We start from the raw sequence: 16,130 nt of genomic DNA, 5'->3' as shown, positions 1-16,130 counted from the left end.
ACAGGCGACGAGTGTGAAATCGTTGGTATGAAAGACACGACTAAGACCACTGTTACTGGTGTTGAAATGTTCCGTAAGCTGCTTGACGAAGGTCGTGCAGGCGAGAACATCGGTGCCTTGTTGCGTGGTACTAAGCGTGACGACGTAGAGCGTGGCCAGGTACTGGCTAAGCCAGGTACAATCACTCCGCATACTAAGTTCGAAGCGGAAGTTTACGTACTGAGCAAAGACGAAGGTGGCCGTCATACGCCATTCTTCAAAGGCTACCGTCCACAGTTCTACTTCCGTACAACGGACGTAACTGGTGCAGTAGAATTGCCAGAAGGCGTAGAAATGGTAATGCCTGGCGACAACCTGAAGTTTGTTGTAGAGCTGATAGCTCCAATTGCAATGGACGAAGGTCTGCGTTTCGCTATCCGTGAGGGTGGCCGTACCGTAGGTGCAGGCGTTGTATCAAAAATCATGGACTAAGCAGTCCGTTTGATTTTAGGAGCCCGGCTTTGGCCGGGCTTTTTTATGCCTGATAGGGCGGAGAAGGGCGCGGCTGGGCTTGCGTCAAAAACCATAATAGGTATAATACCGCGTCCAATCCTGCACCAATTGTAGGGTAGGAAAATTTAGGGGCGTAGTTCCAATTGGTAGAACAGCGGTCTCCAAAACCGACGGTTGGGGGTTCGAATCCCTCCGCCCCTGCCAGATTTTATTGATTCAAAGCGAAGACCGGTCGCAACTAGGATTAAAGAATGAGCGCAAATAACGAGACGCAGAGCAGTTCGTTGAACAGTTTGAAATGGATAATCGCAATCGCCCTTTTAGTTGTTGCTATTGGCGGTAATCATTATTACACAGAAGAAGTGTCGGTTTTATACCGAGCTATAGCTGTTGTTGTTTTAGTTGCCTTAGCAGGTTTCTTTGCCAGCACGACTACGAAGGGAAGAACCTTTTTGTCGTTCGCAAAAGAAAGTCGTACCGAAGTTCGGAAGGTTGTCTGGCCATCGCGTCAGGAAGCGACTCAAACAACGCTTATCGTTGTTGTTGCGACCGTTGTAGTAGCACTTATTCTCTGGGGCCTTGATGGCATCCTGGTACGTGTCGTTGGCTTCTTAACCGGATTGGAGATTTAACCATGAGCGATAAGAAACGTTGGTACGTAGTGCAAGCTTTTTCCGGTTATGAAGCGCGTGTTGCCGAATCTCTGAAAGAACATATCAAAATGCACGGTATGGAAGATAAATTCGGTGAGATTCTGGTACCTAAAGAAGAAGTTGTAGAAATGCGCGGCGGCGTTCGTCGTAAAAGTGAACGCAAATTCTTTCCGGGCTATGTTTTAGTCGAAATGGATATGGACGAAGATGCCTGGCACTTAATTAAGAGCGTGCCTCGCGTACTTGGCTTTATCGGTGGTAGTAGCGATCGTCCTACCCCTATTTCAAAGAAAGAAGCGGATGCTATCCTCGATCGCTTACAAGATTCTGCAGACAAGCCTAAGCCTAAAACCTTGTTTGAACCTGGTGAAGTTGTACGTGTTAATGACGGACCTTTCGCTGACTTCAATGGTACGGTTGAAGAAGTTGATTACGAGAAGAGCCGTGTTACGGTCTCGGTTTCTATCTTCGGTCGGGCGACACCTGTAGAGCTTGAGTTTGGTCAGATAGAAAAAGCCTGATCAAAAAAGCAGCAAGACAAAGATTGATCTATGGCGCGAAGTCACTTATAATTCGCGTCCTTTTTTAACGGGAAGCCGTTGGAGTAACTTTCCTCTGAAAAGTTACGAGGCGTTAAACCCACAACAGAGGTAATTACCATGGCGAAGAAAGTATCGGCCATTATCAAATTACAGGTAGCTGCTGGTTCAGCTAACCCGTCACCGCCAGTTGGTCCTGCATTGGGTCAGCACGGTGTGAACATCATGGAATTCTGTAAAGCGTTCAACGCACAAACCGACAGCCTGGAAAAAGGCGCACCGGTTCCTGTTGAAATTACAGTGTTCGAAGACCGTTCATTCACATTTATTACCAAAACGCCTCCTGCGTCTTTCTTATTGAAGAAAGCGGCTGGTATCAAGAGTGGTTCAGGCGAGCCGAACACCAAAAAAGTTGGTACGGTAACTCGCGCGCAATTAGAAGAAATTGCTAAAACTAAAGAACCAGACCTGACTGCTGCCGACATGGACGCAGCTGTACGCACTATCGCCGGCTCTGCTCGCGCGATGGGCTTGAACGTGGAGGGCTAATCAATGGCTAAATTAACAAAACGCGCTCGTATGATCGCAGAGAAAGTTGAAGCCCGTGATTACGATGTGAATGAAGCGATTACTCTTTTAAAAGAGTTAGCAACAGCAAAATTCACTGAAAGTGTTGATGTCGCAGTAAACTTAGGCATCGATGCTCGTAAATCTGACCAAAACGTTCGTGGTGCTACTGTACTGCCAAACGGTACTGGCCGTGACGTTCGCGTTGCTGTATTCACTTCAGGTGACAATGCAGAAAAAGCGAAAGCAGCTGGTGCAGACATCGTTGGTATGGAAGATTTAGCAGCACAAGTTAAGAAAGGTGAAATGAACTTCGACGTAGTCGTTGCATCGCCTGACGCAATGCGTGTTGTTGGTCAATTAGGTCAAATCTTAGGTCCACGCGGCCTGATGCCTAACCCGAAAACTGGTACTGTAACACCAGACGTAGCGACAGCAGTTAAAAATGCTAAAGCTGGTCAGGTTCGTTATCGTAACGATAAAAACGGTATTGTTCACGCAACAATCGGCCGTGTTGATTTCGATAACGACAAATTGAAAGAAAACCTTGAAGCTTTGTTGGCGGCTCTTAAGAAAGCTAAGCCTTCTTCAGCTAAAGGTGTCTATGTAAAACGCATCAGCCTGTCTACGACAATGGGTGCTGGTGTGAGCATTGACCAGGCAACTGTAGCAGCGGTTTAATTCGCTTCAGTTAGGTTAGTGTAATGGTTTATGGGTTGGAGCTGCCGTGGCGTTGCTAAGGCGCAACAAAGCAAGGCTCCCGTCCAAGACCGTAGGTGTACCGCGAGAATCTCAGAATATCGAGTAGTGGCACTTAATTTCCTACGCAGATGGTGATATCCGACTCAGGCTCTCTGGGTAGAGAATCACCGTGACAACGCGGTGGGTTTTATCCCACCTAATTGTAACGAGGGACTTCGGTCCCAAATTGAAAACGAGGTGATATCAGTGGCAATTGGTTTAGCCGGAAAGAAAGCCATCGTTAAAGAAGTTAACGACGTTGCTTCAAATGCGCTAGCCGTCACCGTTGCTGAATATCGAGGCATCGAAGTAGCCGATATGACTGCGCTGCGTAAGAAAGCTCGCGAGCAGGGTATTTTCGTTAAAGTTGTACGAAATACGCTGGCAAAACGCGCTTTTGAAGGCACACAGTTTGACGACATGGGCGATGCACTTAAAGGACCTCTTGTTTATGGGTTTTCTATGGACGCACCGGGCGCTTCAGCTCGTTTGTTCAAAGACTTCGCAAAAGAAAACAAGAACTTGCAAGTGACAGCTCTGTCAATCGGTAATGGCATCATGGGTCCAGAAAAATTGGACGCAGTTGCTTCACTTCCGACTCGTGACGAAGCATTGGCTAAATTGCTCGCCACCTTCAAAGAACCGGTTAGCAAATTCGTTAAAACAGTTAACGAAGTACCTAGCAAGTTCGTTAGAACGTTGGCAGCAATTAAAGACGCTAAATAATACGTTGGTTTTTTAACCATTTTTTTGTAATTATAAACCCAGGAGTTTAGAGTAATGGCTCTGACTAAAGACGACATCTTAAACGCGATCGCTGAAATGCCAGTAATGGAACTGGTTGAACTGATCGAAGCAGCTGAAGAAAAATTCGGCGTTGACGCATCTGCAGCAGTAGCAGTAGCTGCTCCAGCAGCAGGCGGCGAAGCAGCAGCTGAAGAAAAAACTGAATTTGACGTAATCCTGAAAGCAGCTGGCGCAAACAAAGTTTCCGCTATCAAAGCTGTTCGCGGCGCAACTGGCCTTGGCTTGAAAGAAGCTAAAGCTATGGTTGAGTCTGCACCAGTAGCAGTCAAAGAAGGTGTAAGCAAAGACGAAGCTGAAGAGCTGAAAAAGCAGCTTGAAGAAGCTGGTGCGGAAGTTGAAGTTAAGTAATTTAACTTTTGTACGACATATGGCCTTTTAGGCCTTGGGCTGGTGGTTAATTAACCACCAGCCCTTTTGCGCTGTATCGCTTGTATCATTTTGCCCGAGGTTGGATACAGATAAGCGAAAAAATAACAACGGGATCGACAGATAAAAGATTAATCTGTTTTTAACCATCGAACCACTCGTTGGTTAGGGTCATCAATCAGCTAGCTGAGGAACCCCATGGCGTACTCCTACTCTGAAAAAAAACGTATTCGTAAGGATTTCGGTAAACGACCTCAGGTCTTAGAAGTTCCTTATTTGCTGTCTATGCAGCTTGATTCATTTAAGAAATTTATTGAAGTCGATCCAGAAGCCAATAATGGTCTGGAAGCGGCTTTTCGTTCGGTCTTTCCTATTGCCAGTTATTCTGGTACTGCGGAACTACAGTACGTCAGTTATCACATGGGTGAGCCGGCGTTTGACGTTGAAGAATGTCAGATCCGGGGCATTACCTACTCAGCACCATTGCGTGTGAAACTGCGTCTGGTGCTGTTTGATAAAGAAGCAGCTGCCGGTACAGTTAAAGACATTAAAGAACAAGAAGTGTACATGGGCGAAATTCCGTTAATGACAGAAAACGGAACCTTCGTTATCAATGGCACAGAGCGAGTTATCGTTTCTCAGCTCCACCGTTCACCTGGTGTGTTCTTTGATCACGACAAAGGTAAATCACACTCGTCAGGTAAAGTCCTGTATAACGCGCGTGTTATTCCTTACCGTGGCTCTTGGTTGGATTTTGAATTTGATCCTAAAGACAACGTTTTTGTACGTATCGACCGTCGTCGTAAATTACCGGCGTCAATAATTCTTCGTGCTCTGGAATACAGCACCGAAGAAATTCTCGATATGTTCTTCGACACAACCTACTTTGAAATCCTTAAAACTAAGGTGAAAATGCAGTTGGTGCCTGAACGTCTGCGTGGCGAAACCGCCAAGTTTGACATCAAAGGTGCTGAAGGCGAAGTATTGGTTGAAAAAGGCCGTCGTATCACTGCACGTCACATCCGCCAGTTGGAACAACTGGACATTAAAGAGATGGAAGTGCCGGCAGAATACATGGTCGGAAAAGTATTAGCGAAAGATTACGCAAATAAGAAAACTGGTGAAGTGGTTGGTCACGCGAATGACGTGCTGACACTTGAGCTTATCGCCGAGCTTAGCGAAGCAGGTATCAAGAAAATTGAAACTCTGTTCGTTAACGATTTGGACCACGGTCCATACATGAGCGAAACCTTACGCGTTGATTCAAGCAACAACCGCTTAGAAGCTTTGGTTGAAATCTATCGTATGATGCGTCCGGGCGAGCCGCCAACACGCGAAGCTGCTGAAACCTTATTTGATAACCTGTTCTTCAGCGAAGAACGTTATGACTTATCAACCGTTGGTCGCATGAAGTTTAATCGTCGTTTGGGTCGTGAAGACTTAAGCGGTGATAACACGTTGTCCAGAGAAGACATCGTCGAAGTCATGAAGAAACTTATCGAAATCCGTAACGGTTTGGATGAAGTTGATGACATTGACCACCTGGGTAACCGTCGTATACGTTCAGTCGGCGAAATGGCAGAAAACCAATTCCGTGTCGGTTTGGTACGTGTAGAGCGCGCAGTAAAAGAACGCTTGTCGCTGGGTGACTTAGACAACACCATGCCACAAGACCTGATTAACGCGAAGCCAATTAGTGCTGCGGTTAAAGAGTTCTTTGGTTCAAGCCAGCTGTCGCAATTTATGGACCAGAACAACCCATTGTCAGAAGTGACGCACAAGCGTCGTATCTCTGCTTTAGGTCCGGGTGGTTTGACTCGTGAACGTGCCGGTTTCGAAGTTCGTGACGTACATCCAACGCACTATGGGCGTTTGTGTCCAATCGAAACGCCCGAGGGCCCGAACATCGGTCTAATCAACTCGCTGTCGACTTTCTCGCGTACAAACGAATATGGCTTCTTAGAAACGCCTTATCGTCGTATTGAGAATGGCTCGGTTACAGACGACGTTGATTATTTGTCGGCAATCGAAGAAGGCAACTATGTTATCGCTCAGGCGAACGTAGGTCTGAACGATAAAGGCGAATTGACAGAAGACTTAGTACCTTGCCGCCATAAAAACGAATTTACGCTGATGAGTAAAGAGCAGGTCCAGTACATGGACGTTGCACCTCAGCAAATCGTTTCTATCGCAGCAAGCATGATCCCGTTCCTTGAACACGATGATGCTAACCGGGCCTTGATGGGCTCTAACATGCAACGTCAGGCCGTACCAACATTGCGTGCTGATAAGCCGCTGGTAGGTACAGGTATCGAACGCACTATCGCAGTTGACTCCGGTGTTACCGTTGTTGCTAAGCGTGGTGGTGTGGTCGATTACGTAGACGCCAGCCGTATCGTGGTTAAGGTTAACGAAGAAGAGATGGTTCCGGGTGAAGCCGGCATCGATATTTATAACCTGACCAAATACACGCGTTCTAACCAGAACACTTGTATTAACCAAAAACCAACCGTGAACCCAGGTGAACCTGTAACGCGCGGTGACGTTTTAGCTGATGGTCCGTCAACTGACTTAGGTGAATTAGCACTGGGTCAGAACATGCGCGTGGCCTTCATGCCGTGGAATGGTTATAACTTCGAGGATTCGATTCTGATTTCTGAGCGCGTAGCGCAAGAAGATCGGATGACAACCATCCATATTCAAGAATTAAACTGTGTTGCTCGTGATACCAAATTGGGTGCTGAGGAAATTACCTCTGATATTCCAAACGTCGGTGAGTCTGCACTAGGCAAGCTGGATGAATCCGGCGTTGTTTATGTTGGTGCGGAAGTTAACGGCGGCGATATTCTGGTCGGTAAAGTCACCCCTAAAGGTGAAACGCAGTTAACGCCGGAAGAGAAACTCTTGCGAGCTATCTTCGGTGAGAAAGCGTCTGATGTAAAAGACAGCTCTCTGCGTGTACCAAATGGTGTTAACGGTACGGTTATTGACGTACAGGTATTCACTCGTGATGGCGTTGAAAAAGATAAGCGCGCGGTAGCGATTGAAGAAATGCAACTGGCTAAGGTTAAGAAAGACCTGACAGAAGAATTCAAGATTCTTGAAGAAGGTATTTACAACCGGGCTCGTAACCTGTTGTTAAGCAATGGCTTTGACGAAGCGAAGCTGGCGAGCGTCGATCGCTCAAGCTGGTTAACTCAGGACTTAGGTAACGAAGACGCGCAAGCTCAGTTAGAGCAAATTGCTGAGCAGTACCAGCAAATACGTGACGACTTCGATACTAAGTTTGAGACTAAGCGTCGCAAGATCACGCAAGGCGATGATTTAGCGCCGGGTGTCCTGAAAATCGTTAAAGTATATTTAGCAGTACGTCGTAGCATTCAGCCTGGTGATAAACTGGCTGGCCGTCACGGTAACAAAGGTGTTATCTCAACTATCATTCCTGTGGAAGATATGCCACACGATGATGAAGGGAACCCGGTTGATATCGTATTGAACCCGCTGGGTGTACCTTCGCGGATGAACATCGGTCAGATTCTGGAAACACACTTAGGTATGGCGGCTCGCGGTATTGGTAGCAAGATCGAAAAAATGCTGAAACAGCAACGTGCTATCTCTGAATTACGCGACTTTTTACAGCAGGTGTACGACTTGGGCGAAAGTCGTCAGAAAGTAGACATTACTGAGTTTACTGATGATGAAGTCATGCGCTTAGCCGGTAACTTGAAAGCCGGTCTGCCAACAGCTACGCCTGTATTTGATGGTGCAGTTGAAGAAGAAATTAAGGCACTGTTGAAGCTTGCAGATTTACCTGAATCTGGTCAGATTCGGTTATTTGACGGCCGTACGGGTGATAAGTTTGAACGTGACGTAACCGTTGGTTACATGTACATGCTCAAACTGAACCACTTGGTCGACGATAAAATGCACGCACGTTCAACTGGCTCGTACAGCTTGGTTACTCAACAACCACTGGGTGGTAAAGCTCAGTTTGGTGGTCAGCGCTTCGGTGAGATGGAAGTCTGGGCATTGGAAGCATATGGTGCGGCTTATACCTTGCAAGAAATGTTGACAGTGAAGTCGGACGACGTGAACGGTCGTACGAAGATGTACAAAAACATTGTCGACAACAACTTGCAGATGGAAGCGGGTATGCCGGAATCCTTCAACGTATTGTTGAAAGAAATCCGCTCGCTGGGCATCAATATCGAGCTAGAACAGAACTAAGACGCTGTTGCTGGAATAAATTGGGGGAGTGCTTGCGCTCCCCGTAGGTTGAACTCCGACAGGAGATAAATCGTGAAAGACTTGCTGAAGCTTTTAAAGCCGACGAATCAGGCAGAAGAGTTTGATGGTATTCGCATCGCTCTTTCGTCTCCAGATATGATCCGTAGTTGGTCATATGGTGAGGTGAAAAAACCTGAAACTATTAATTATCGTACCTTTAAGCCAGAACGTGATGGTTTGTTCTGTGCCCGTATTTTTGGTCCGGTAAAAGACTATGAGTGCTTGTGTGGTAAATACAAGCGCCTGAAGCACCGTGGTGTCATCTGTGAGAAGTGTGGCGTTGAAGTTACACTGACTAAAGTGCGCCGTGAGCGTATGGGTCACATTGAACTGGCAAGCCCGGTTGCACACATCTGGTTCCTTAAATCATTGCCGTCGCGCATTGGTTTAATGCTGGATATGACTCTGCGTGATATCGAACGTGTACTGTATTTCGAATCTTACGTTGTTACAGAGGGTGGTTTAACCTCTCTTGAGCAGGGTCAAATCCTGACTGAAGACGAATACTTAGACGCACTTGAAGAGCACGGCGACGAATTCGACGCGAAAATGGGTGCAGAAGCGGTTCTGGATCTGTTACGCGCTGTTGATATCGACGGTGATGTTCAAAAATTACGTGAAGAGTTACCTGAGACAAACTCAGAAACCAAACGTAAGAAAATTAGCAAACGACTGAAGTTACTTGAAGCATTCCAGGTATCAAACAACAAGCCTGAGTGGATGATCTTAAAAGTACTTCCAATTTTGCCACCAGACTTACGTCCGTTGGTACCGCTTGATGGCGGTCGTTTTGCAACATCAGATCTGAACGACTTGTATCGCCGCGTAATCAACCGTAACAACCGTCTGAAACGTCTGTTGGACCTTGCTGCACCAGATATTATCGTGCGCAACGAAAAACGTATGCTGCAGGAAGCGGTTGATGCGTTGTTAGATAACGGTCGTCGTGGTCGTGCTATTACGGGCTCTAACAAACGTCCTCTGAAATCTTTGGCTGATATGATCAAAGGTAAACAGGGGCGTTTCCGTCAGAACCTGCTGGGTAAACGTGTTGACTATTCAGGCCGTTCGGTTATTACCGTTGGTCCTAAATTGCGCCTGCACCAGTGTGGTCTGCCTAAGAAAATGGCGTTGGAATTATTCAAACCATTTATCTATGGCAAATTAGAGCGTCGTGGTTTAGCAACAACCATTAAAGCAGCGAAGAAAATGGTTGAGCGCGAAACCGCAGAAGTTTGGGACGTACTTGATGAAGTCATCAAAGAGCACCCAGTACTGCTTAACCGTGCACCGACACTTCACCGTTTGGGTATCCAGGCGTTTGAACCGGTACTGATTGAAGGTAAAGCGATTCAACTGCATCCATTGGTCTGTGCGGCTTATAACGCCGACTTTGATGGTGACCAAATGGCCGTGCACTTACCACTGACTTTAGAAGCTCAGTTGGAAGCACGTGCGTTGATGATGTCTACCAACAACGTACTGTCGCCGGCCAGTGGTGATCCTATTATCGTTCCTTCGCAGGACGTTGTACTTGGTCTGTATTACATGACTAAAGAGAAAATCAACGGCAAAGGCGAAGGCATGGTTTTCAAAGATCCGAACGAAGCCGAAAAGGCTTACCGCACGGGTCAGGTCGAGTTGCATAGTCGCGTCCGGGTACGTATCACCGATACCACCATCGATGACGACGGCAATCGCACAACGAAAACCGAATTGCGTGATACCACTTGTGGTCGTGCAATTTTGTCACTGATTATGCCGGAAGGTCTGCCTTTTGAACTGATTAACCAGGCCATGGGCAAAAAACCGATTGGTCGTATGCTGAATAAGGCTTATCGTGACCTTGGTTTGAAAGATACCGTCGTTTTTGCTGACCAAATCATGTACACCGGTTTCCATTACGCAATGGTATCGGGCGCGTCGGTTGGTATAAACGACATGGTTATCCCTGAAGCTAAGAAAGAGATTGTTTCTGCAGCAGAGGAAGAAGTTGCTGAAATTCAGGAACAGTTCGAATCAGGTTTGGTAACTGCTGGTGAGAAATACAACAAAGTTATCGATATTTGGTCAACCGCTAACGAGAAAGTCTCGAAAGCGATGATGGATAACTTGTCGAAAGAAATCGTTAAAAATAAAGACGGAGAAGACGAAGAGCAAGCGTCATTTAACTCAGTCTTTATGATGGCCGACTCAGGCGCTCGTGGTAGCCCTGCGCAGATTCGTCAGTTGGCTGGTATGCGTGGTTTGATGGCTAAGCCAGATGGCTCTATCATCGAAACGCCAATCGTGGCTAACTTCCGTGAAGGTCTGAACGTACTTCAGTACTTCATCTCGACGCACGGTGCCCGTAAAGGTTTGGCCGATACCGCATTGAAAACAGCGAACTCAGGTTACCTGACTCGTCGTTTGGTAGACGTTTCACAAGACGTTGTGATCATGGAAGAAGACTGTGGCACATACGAAGGTCTTTACATGAAACCGCTGATTGAAGGTGGTGACGTTGTAGAGCCGTTGCGTGAACGTGTACTGGGTCGTGTTCTTTGTGAGCCGGTAATGAAGCCTGGTAGCGAAGAAGAGCTACTTCCGCGTAACACATTGCTTGATGAAAAAATGTGTGACGTATTGGAAGAAAACTCTATCGACGAAGTTAAAGTTCGCTCGGTTATTACCTGTGATACAGACTTTGGTGTTTGTGCACACTGTTATGGTCGTGACCTGGCTCGCGGACATATGGTTAACCAGGGTGAAGCCGTTGGTGTTATTGCAGCACAATCAATTGGTGAGCCGGGTACACAGTTAACCATGCGTACCTTCCACATCGGTGGTGCGGCATCGCGTGCAACAGCTGAAAACAATATCCAGGTGAAAAACCCGGGTACAATCAAGCTGCACAACGCTAAATGGGTTGTGAACAGCGATAAAGCTCACGTTATTACGTCACGTTCTACAGAGTTAACTCTGACTGATGAATACGGTCGTGAGCGCGAGCGTTACAAAGTACCTTATGGTGCGGTCTTGAAAAAAGGCGAAGGCGACTCAGTAGATGGCGGCGAAACCGTTGCTAACTGGGACCCGCACACTCACCCAATCATTACCGAGGTAGAAGGTCGTATCAAGTTTGTTGATTTAATTGATGGCGTCACTATGACTCGTCAAACCGATGAACTGACAGGCCTTTCAAGCATCGTTGTACTGGAAACGGGTCAGCGTACCAGTGCCGGTAAAGACATGCGTCCAATGGTGAAATTGGTTGATGGTAAAGGTAACGACGTTAATATCGCCGGTACTGATATCCCTGCGCAATACTTCTTGCCAGGTAACGCAATCATTAACCTGGAAGATAATTCTGAGGTTAAAATTGGTGACACCTTAGCGCGTATTCCTCAGGAAGGCTCTAAGACTCGTGATATTACCGGTGGTCTGCCACGTGTTGCTGACTTGTTCGAAGCGCGTAAGCCAAAAGAACCAGCGATTCTTGCAGAGAAAACCGGTACGGTTTCCTTCGGTAAAGAAACCAAAGGTAAACGTCGCCTATTGATTACCCCAACCGATGGTGGTGATCAGCACGAAGAGATGATTCCGAAGTGGCGTCAGCTGAACGTGTTTGAAGGTGAGCAAGTGACTAAAGGTGAAGTTATTGCCGATGGTCCGGAAGCACCGCACGATATTTTACGCTTACGTGGCGTTAGTGCTGTTGCTAACTACATCGTTAACGAAGTGCAGGAAGTTTACCGCCTGCAGGGTGTAAAAATTAACGATAAACACATTGAAACCATTGTTCGTCAAATGCTACGTAAAGCACTTATTTTACGTGCTGGCGATACAAACTTGCTGGAAGGCGAGATGGTTGAAATGTCAGAAGTGTTAGCAGCTAACGCAAAAGCGGAAGCAGATGGTAAGAAACCAGCAATATTTGAACGTCAGTTGCTGGGTATTACTAAGGCATCGTTGTCGACTGAATCCTTTATTTCAGCGGCTTCGTTCCAGGAAACAACGCGAGTTCTTACCGAAGCAGCAGTTGGCGGTAAGAAAGACAGCTTACGTGGACTGAAAGAAAACGTAATTGTTGGACGTCTGATTCCTGCAGGTACAGGTTACTCATATCACAAAGAGCGCATGCAGCGTCGACTGGATGAACTGAATGTTGATATCGAGCCAAGTATGACTGCAGAGCAGGCTGAGCAACAACTTGCGGATGCCTTAAATGCTGGAAATAGTTCTGCAGGTGATGATTCTGCAGAATAATTAGCGAACGTTTTTAACGTTCGTGTACAGAAGCCGGTACTGTAAAAGTGCCGGCTTCTTTTGTATAGCCTTGACAGGCGAAAATATGACCATTAGAATTTCCGCTCCCGAATTTCGGGATCTGACTTTCAGTGGTCAGAAAAAAGCGATTTTTCACGCTCTATACACGTGGTAAAAAGCGACATCAACTAAACTAGGAGTAATGAATGGCAACAGTTAATCAGCTGGTGCGTAAAGGCCGTCAAAAGCCCGTTGTGAAAAGCAACGTTCCGGCTCTTGAAGCGTGCCCTCAAAAACGCGGTGTATGTACCCGTGTTTACACAACTACGCCAAAGAAACCGAACTCTGCAATGCGTAAAGTTTGCCGTGTTCGTTTAACTAACGGTTACGAAGTTTCTTCGTACATCGGTGGCGAAGGTCACAACTTACAAGAACACTCAGTCGTACTAATTCGTGGCGGTCGTGTAAAAGACTTGCCAGGTGTGCGTTATCACACAGTACGCGGAGCACTTGACTGCTCAGGTGTTAATGACCGTAGACAAGGTCGTTCTAAGTACGGCGCGAAGCGGCCTAAATCTTAACGGTTCTCCGTTAGTAAGGCCAAACTGTCGTACGTTTTGGGTAAAACCCTGAATTAATCGGAGAATATTGAGATGCCAAGAAGACGCGTCATAGGTCAACGTAAAATCCTTCCAGATCCTAAGTTCGGATCAGAATTGTTGGCCAAATTTATCAATGTCGTCATGGTTGACGGCAAAAAAGCAGTCGCTGAAAAAATTATTTACGGTGCATTGGACATCCTGGCAGAGAAGTCAGGTAAAGATCGCCTGGAAGTCTTTGATACAATACTAGATAACATCCGCCCAATGGTTGAGGTTAAATCTCGTCGTGTTGGTGGTTCAACGTATCAGGTTCCGGTTGAAGTTCGTCCGGTACGCCGTAACGCACTGGCTATGCGCTGGTTAGTTGATGCAGCGCGCACCCGTGGTGAAAAATCAATGTCGCAGCGTCTGGCAGCTGAAATGCTAGATGCATCAGAGAACAAAGGGTCTGCTGTGAAGAAACGTGAAGACGTTCACCGCATGGCTGAAGCAAACAAAGCGTTTGCTCACTATCGCTGGTAATTCGCAGTTAACCTAGAAGGAGTTTATTGTGGCTCGTAAAACTTCCATAGAGCGCTATCGTAATATCGGTATTTGTGCTCACGTAGACGCCGGTAAAACAACCACAACTGAACGTGTGTTGTTTTATACTGGTTTGTCTCACAAAATTGGTGAGGTGCACGATGGTGCAGCCACCATGGACTGGATGGAACAAGAACAAGAGCGTGGTATCACTATCACGTCGGCAGCTACCACCTGTTTCTGGCAGGGTATGGACAAGCAGTTCCCTGAGCATCGTGTAAACATCATCGATACTCCTGGACACGTTGACTTCACCATCGAAGTTGAACGTTCTTTGCGTGTTCTTGACGGCGCTGTTGTTGTACTTTGTGCATCATCTGGTGTCCAGCCTCAGACTGAAACCGTTTGGCGTCAGGCAAACAAATATGAAGTTCCTCGCATGGTATTCGTCAACAAGATGGACCGTGCAGGCGCAGACTTCTTATCTGTTGTACACCAAATGAAAACGCGTTTGGCAGCTCAGGCTGTTCCAATGCAGCTACCAGTAGGCGCAGAAGACAACTTCCGCGGCGTTGTGGACTTAGTTAAAATGAAGTTCATCAACTGGAGCGAAGAAGACATGGGTACTTCATTCACTTATGAAGATATCCCTGCTGACATGGTTGATGACTGTGAAAAATATCATGGTGAGTTGGTAGAAGCTGCGGCTGAAGCTAACGAAGAGTTGATGAACAAATACCTTGAGGAAGGTGAGTTAACAGAAGCGGAAATCAAGCAAGGCTTGCGTATCCGTACTCTGGCTAACGACATCTGCTTGGTTGCTTGTGGTTCTGCGTTCAAAAACAAAGGTGTTCAGGCTGTGCTTGACGCTGTTATTGAATACTTGCCATCACCAACAGAAGTTAAGCCTATCACTGGTATTTTGGATGATGAATCTGAAGGCGTACGTAAGTCGTCTGACGAAGAACCATTCTCAGCTCTGGCATTTAAAATTGCGACTGACCCATTTGTTGGTACCTTGACGTTCGTTCGCGTTTACTCTGGTGTATTGAACCAGGGCGACGGTGTTGTTAACCCAGTTAAGAACAAAAAAGAACGCGTTGGCCGTATGGTACAAATGCACTCAAACAGCCGTGAAGAGATCAAAGAAGTTCGCGCTGGTGACATCGCGGCACTGATTGGTCTTAAAGACGTTACTACAGGTGACACGCTGTGTGATCCAGCTCATAAAATCACACTTGAGCGTATGGAATTCCCTGAGCCGGTTATCTCGGTTGCAGTAGAGCCGAAAACTAAAGCTGACCAGGAAAAAATGGGTATTGCTTTAGGTAAACTGGCTGCAGAAGATCCATCGTTCCGTGTTAAGACTGACGAAGAATCTGGCCAGACAATCATCTCTGGTATGGGTGAGCTTCATCTGGATATCATCGTTGACCGTATGAAGCGTGAATTCAAGGTTGAATGTAACGTAGGTCAGCCTCAGGTTGCTTATCGTGAAGCTATTCGCGACGCGGTAGAAATCGAAGGCAAATTCGTACGTCAATCAGGTGGTCGTGGTCAGTTCGGTCATGTATGGCTGAAACTTGAGCCTATGACGATTGAAGAAGACGCGAATGGCGATGACATTACTTACAAATTTGTAAACGAAATTGTTGGTGGTGTTGTACCGAAAGAGTACATCCCGGCAGTAGACAAGGGTATCCAAGAACAGATGCAACAAGGTGTCTTGGCTGGCTATCCTGTATTGGGTGTTAAAGCGACTCTGTATGATGGTTCATATCACGATGTCGACTCTTCTGAAATGGCATTTAAAATCGCTGGTAGCATGGCCTTCAAAAAAGGTGCATTAAAAGCTAACCCAGCGCTGTTAGAGCCAATGATGAAAGTTGAAGTTATCACTCCTGAAGAATCTATGGGTGATGTCGTGGGTGACTTAAACCGTCGTCGCGGTCTTATCGAAGGTATGGAAGAAGCTCCGGGTGGCTTGAAAGCAGTTAATGCTCAGGTACCACTGTCTGAGATGTTCGGTTATGCGACAGACTTGCGTTCACAAACGCAGGGTCGTGCATCGTACTCTATGGAGTTCCTGAAGTACGCTGAAGCACCAAACAACATTGCTGAAAAAGTAATGGCTGAGCGTAACGCTAAATAAGTAAGGTCTGGTCCGGTTCTTTCGAGGCCGGGCTTTTAACTTAAGTTTGAGGATATATCATGTCTAAAGAAAAATTTGAACGTTCGAAGCCGCACGTAAACGTCGGCACCATCGGTCACGTTGACCACGGTAAAACAACACTAACTGCTGCTAT

Annotated in this window: 13 protein-coding genes and 1 tRNA gene; all 14 read left to right on the top strand. The window is 46.6% G+C overall.

Features of this window, described 5'->3' with window-relative positions; genetic code table 11:
• The coding region (locus NJR55_RS04040) for an EF-Tu C-terminal domain-related protein (RefSeq protein ID WP_253618040.1) at positions 1 to 471 on the top strand (471 nt) is incomplete at its 5' end.
• A 148-nt stretch (positions 472 to 619) separates the two neighbouring features.
• Positions 620 to 696, top strand: a tRNA-Trp gene (locus tag NJR55_RS04035).
• Between the two features lie 47 nt (positions 697 to 743).
• Positions 744 to 1,124: a preprotein translocase subunit SecE gene (secE, locus tag NJR55_RS04030; RefSeq protein ID WP_034818783.1), complete on the top strand. Its 381-nt coding sequence runs from the start codon at positions 744 to 746 to the stop codon at positions 1,122 to 1,124.
• A 2-nt stretch (positions 1,125 to 1,126) separates the two neighbouring features.
• Positions 1,127 to 1,666 (top strand): transcription termination/antitermination protein NusG, encoded by a 540-nt coding sequence (gene nusG, locus NJR55_RS04025; RefSeq protein ID WP_054491337.1) that lies wholly within the window; start codon positions 1,127 to 1,129, stop codon positions 1,664 to 1,666.
• 138 nt (positions 1,667 to 1,804) lie between these two features.
• Positions 1,805 to 2,233 carry a 50S ribosomal protein L11 gene (gene rplK, locus NJR55_RS04020; RefSeq protein ID WP_011233603.1) on the top strand — a complete coding sequence of 143 codons (429 nt, stop codon included), beginning with the start codon at positions 1,805 to 1,807 and terminating at the stop codon, positions 2,231 to 2,233.
• 3 nt (positions 2,234 to 2,236) lie between these two features.
• The gene (gene rplA, locus NJR55_RS04015) at positions 2,237 to 2,932 is read left to right on the top strand and encodes a 50S ribosomal protein L1 (RefSeq protein ID WP_253618086.1); all 696 of its coding nucleotides are present in this window, start codon (positions 2,237 to 2,239) and stop codon (positions 2,930 to 2,932) included.
• Positions 2,933 to 3,199: 267 nt separating this feature from the next.
• Positions 3,200 to 3,718, top strand: a complete 519-nt coding sequence (gene rplJ, locus NJR55_RS04010) for a 50S ribosomal protein L10 (protein WP_253618085.1) — start codon at positions 3,200 to 3,202, stop codon at positions 3,716 to 3,718.
• 54 nt (positions 3,719 to 3,772) lie between these two features.
• On the top strand, positions 3,773 to 4,147 hold the full coding sequence (gene rplL / locus NJR55_RS04005) for a 50S ribosomal protein L7/L12 (RefSeq protein ID WP_253618084.1): 375 nt from the start codon (positions 3,773 to 3,775) through the stop codon (positions 4,145 to 4,147).
• Between the two features lie 216 nt (positions 4,148 to 4,363).
• On the top strand, positions 4,364 to 8,392 hold the full coding sequence (gene rpoB / locus NJR55_RS04000; RefSeq protein ID WP_011233607.1) for a DNA-directed RNA polymerase subunit beta: 4,029 nt from the start codon (positions 4,364 to 4,366) through the stop codon (positions 8,390 to 8,392).
• 72 nt (positions 8,393 to 8,464) lie between these two features.
• The gene (rpoC, locus tag NJR55_RS03995) at positions 8,465 to 12,700 is read left to right on the top strand and encodes a DNA-directed RNA polymerase subunit beta' (RefSeq protein WP_253618083.1); all 4,236 of its coding nucleotides are present in this window, start codon (positions 8,465 to 8,467) and stop codon (positions 12,698 to 12,700) included.
• A 206-nt stretch (positions 12,701 to 12,906) separates the two neighbouring features.
• On the top strand, positions 12,907 to 13,281 hold the full coding sequence (gene rpsL, locus NJR55_RS03990) for a 30S ribosomal protein S12 (protein WP_011233609.1): 375 nt from the start codon (positions 12,907 to 12,909) through the stop codon (positions 13,279 to 13,281).
• 72 nt (positions 13,282 to 13,353) lie between these two features.
• On the top strand, positions 13,354 to 13,824 hold the full coding sequence (gene rpsG, locus NJR55_RS03985) for a 30S ribosomal protein S7 (RefSeq protein ID WP_011233610.1): 471 nt from the start codon (positions 13,354 to 13,356) through the stop codon (positions 13,822 to 13,824).
• A gap of 28 nt (positions 13,825 to 13,852) precedes the next feature.
• Entirely contained in the window at positions 13,853 to 15,976 is a 2,124-nt protein-coding gene (fusA, locus tag NJR55_RS03980; RefSeq protein WP_253618079.1) for an elongation factor G, read from the top strand.
• 59 nt (positions 15,977 to 16,035) lie between these two features.
• Positions 16,036 to 16,130: GTP-binding protein (locus NJR55_RS03975; RefSeq protein ID WP_208107646.1), on the top strand; the 95-nt coding region annotated here is incomplete at its 3' end.

Source organism: Idiomarina rhizosphaerae (assembly GCF_024159085.1).
GTDB classification, from domain to species: Bacteria; Pseudomonadota; Gammaproteobacteria; order Enterobacterales; family Alteromonadaceae; genus Idiomarina; species Idiomarina rhizosphaerae.
This window is presented reverse-complemented; position numbering and strand designations above follow the sequence as displayed.

Excerpts from the sequence above, each read along its gene's own strand:
- secE (WP_034818783.1), top strand. The coding sequence starts at position 744 with ATGAGCGCAAATAACGAGACGCAGAGCAGTTCGTTGAACAGTTTGAAA.
- nusG (WP_054491337.1), top strand. The coding sequence starts at position 1,127 with ATGAGCGATAAGAAACGTTGGTACGTAGTGCAAGCTTTTTCCGGTTAT.
- rplK (WP_011233603.1), top strand. The coding sequence starts at position 1,805 with ATGGCGAAGAAAGTATCGGCCATTATCAAATTACAGGTAGCTGCTGGT.
- rplA (WP_253618086.1), top strand. The coding sequence starts at position 2,237 with ATGGCTAAATTAACAAAACGCGCTCGTATGATCGCAGAGAAAGTTGAA.
- rplL (WP_253618084.1), top strand. The coding sequence starts at position 3,773 with ATGGCTCTGACTAAAGACGACATCTTAAACGCGATCGCTGAAATGCCA.
- rpoB (WP_011233607.1), top strand. The coding sequence starts at position 4,364 with ATGGCGTACTCCTACTCTGAAAAAAAACGTATTCGTAAGGATTTCGGT.
- rpsL (WP_011233609.1), top strand. The coding sequence starts at position 12,907 with ATGGCAACAGTTAATCAGCTGGTGCGTAAAGGCCGTCAAAAGCCCGTT.
- rpsG (WP_011233610.1), top strand. The coding sequence starts at position 13,354 with ATGCCAAGAAGACGCGTCATAGGTCAACGTAAAATCCTTCCAGATCCT.